The organism is Teichococcus aestuarii, assembly GCF_042651065.1.
In the GTDB taxonomy this organism is placed as follows: Bacteria; Pseudomonadota; Alphaproteobacteria; order Acetobacterales; family Acetobacteraceae; genus Pseudoroseomonas; species Pseudoroseomonas aestuarii.
Genome location: NZ_JBHSCH010000142.1, coordinates 1 through 1964, shown reverse-complemented (window position 1 = coordinate 1964; position 1964 = coordinate 1). Strand labels below are relative to the sequence as shown.

The 1964-nt window shown below is 73.6% G+C and carries 1 protein-coding gene, 2 tRNA genes and 1 pseudogene; 2 read left to right on the top strand and 2 right to left on the bottom strand.

The window, feature by feature from the left end; all coding sequences use genetic code 11:
* A pseudogene (locus tag ACFOY6_RS23975) lies at positions 1 to 567 on the top strand (hypothetical protein); the annotation flags it as partial.
* 108 nt (positions 568 to 675) lie between these two features.
* On the opposite strand, the gene ACFOY6_RS23970 reads toward ACFOY6_RS23975, so the two are convergent.
* Together ACFOY6_RS23970 and ACFOY6_RS23965 are read right to left on the bottom strand one after the other, a co-directional pair.
* Positions 676 to 751, bottom strand: a tRNA-Asn gene (locus ACFOY6_RS23970).
* A gap of 105 nt (positions 752 to 856) precedes the next feature.
* Positions 857 to 930: transfer RNA gene (locus ACFOY6_RS23965), tRNA-Cys, on the bottom strand.
* Positions 931 to 1066: 136 nt separating this feature from the next.
* Between ACFOY6_RS23965 and ACFOY6_RS23960 the strand changes: the two genes are divergently transcribed.
* Positions 1067 to 1726, top strand: coding sequence for a protein-L-isoaspartate O-methyltransferase family protein (locus ACFOY6_RS23960; RefSeq protein WP_379652438.1), 660 nt, complete (start codon positions 1067 to 1069; stop codon positions 1724 to 1726).
* Positions 1727 to 1964: the final 238 nt, after the last annotated feature.

Sequence of the window (1964 nt, the reverse complement as noted above, 5' to 3'; positions counted from 1 at the left end):
GCGCGGCGCGCCGGGGTGCCGGCGGCGCGGCTGCGGCTGGCCGAGGCCGCCCGCGCCGCCGGCCTGCCCATCGCCAGCCATGACGACGCGACGGTGGAGGAGCGGGCGATGTTCCGCACGCTCGGCGCGGGCATCTGCGAGTTCCCGATGGCCGAGGCGGTGGCCGAGGCGGCGCGGGCGGCGGGCGAGGCGGTGGTGATGGGCGCGCCCAACGTGGTGCGCGGCGGCAGCCATCTGGGCTGGGCCAGCGCCGCGCCGCTGGCCGAGCGTGGCCTGGTGACGGTGCTGGCCTCGGACTATGTCTGGCCCTCGCTGCTGGAGGCGGCCTTCGTGCTGGAATCGCGCGGGGTGCTGGATTTGCCCGCCGCCTGGGCGCTGGTCAGCGCCAACCCCGCCGCCGCGGCGGGCCTTGCGGACCGCGGGCGGCTCTCGCCCGGGCTGCGGGGCGACGTGGTGCTGGTGGACCCGGACCGGCGGGCGCCCGTGGCGGTGTTCTGCGGCGGCGGCCTGGCCTGGGTGGCGCCGGAGGCGGCCAGCCGCCTGATGCCCATGCCTGCCATGGCGTGACAGAAAGGAGCGGGGAGGGCGCCGGTCCTCCCCGTGCAGCGAAGCCGGACACCAAGAAAACCGGAAACAAAGAAAAAGGGCGCCGTTTCCGGCGCCCTCTTCCTTGATTGGCTCCCCGAGTTGGACTCGAACCAACGACCTAGCGATTAACAGTCGCGTGCTCTACCAGCTGAGCTATCGGGGATCAGCGTGTGGCCGGCGCTATAGCGGGGCGTTCCGGGCTCTGCAAGACCCCTTTGAAACCGTTCCGCTTTCGCGTCGTCCACCGGATGATCGGTGGGGTAGTCCGTGGAGGCCCGAGCCGGAATTGAACCGACGTACGCGGATTTGCAGTCCGCTGCATCACCACTCTGCCATCGGGCCTTCGGTGGGGGTGTATCGTGGGTCTGAGGCTCCCGGTCAAGAGTGCCTTGCGCTTGGCGCGCGGCGCGCGGCGCGCCTATAACGCCGGCACGGCGCGGGAAGTGGTCCGTGCCCCGGCAGTCGAGGACAGCAGGCGATGGATTTCGCGGGTGCGCGCAAATGGATGGTGGACGGGCAGCTTCGCCCCAACAAGGTGACCGACCCGCGCATCCTCTCGGCCATGTCGGACCTGCCGCGGCACCGCTTCGTGCCGCCGGCGCAGGCGCCCCGCGCGCATGCCGATGAGGACGTGCCGCTCGGCGGCGGCCGCGTGATGATCCAGCCCATGATGCAGGCCCGGCTGATGCAGCTGGCGCAGATCCGCGCCGAGGAGCAGGTGCTGCTGCTCGGCGCCGGCAGCGGCTATGGCGCGGCGCTGGCCGCCCGCCTCGGCGCCCGCGTGACGGCGGTGGAGAGCGCGCCGGCGCTGCTGGCCCTGGCGCGGGACGCGCTGGCCGGGCTGTCGGTGGCGCCGGGCAGCATCCGCATCATCGAGGGCAATGCCGCGCGCGGCCATGCCGAGGGCGCGCCCTACGACCTCATCCTCATCGAGGGGCAGGTGCCGGAGATCCCGCCGCTGCTGGTCGAGCAGCTGGCCGAGGGCGGCCGGGTGGTGGCCGTGCAGCGCCGGCCGGGGGAGGCGGGGGCTGCCGTGCTGGGCCGCCGCCTGGGCGGCTCCTTCAGCCTGACCGAGGCGTTCGACTGCGGCACCGCGCCGCTGCCGGATTTCCAGCCGCAGCCCGGCTTCGTCTTCTGAAGCCGCAGCGCCGGGGGGCCGCGTGCGGCCCGCCGGCGTTTTGTATGGCGTGCCGCTGGCCGCCGGCGGCCCGCTCCGCTAGCCTGCGCCACCTCCGGGCCAGACCCGGCCTTTCGCGCAGGAGCATGCCCATGCCCATGAATCCGTTTCGCCCAGGGGTGATGCCGTTTGCGGTGGTGATGGCGGCTGTGGTGGCCTCTCCGCTGCTGGGGGTGGGTGTTGCGCGCGCGCAGACGCT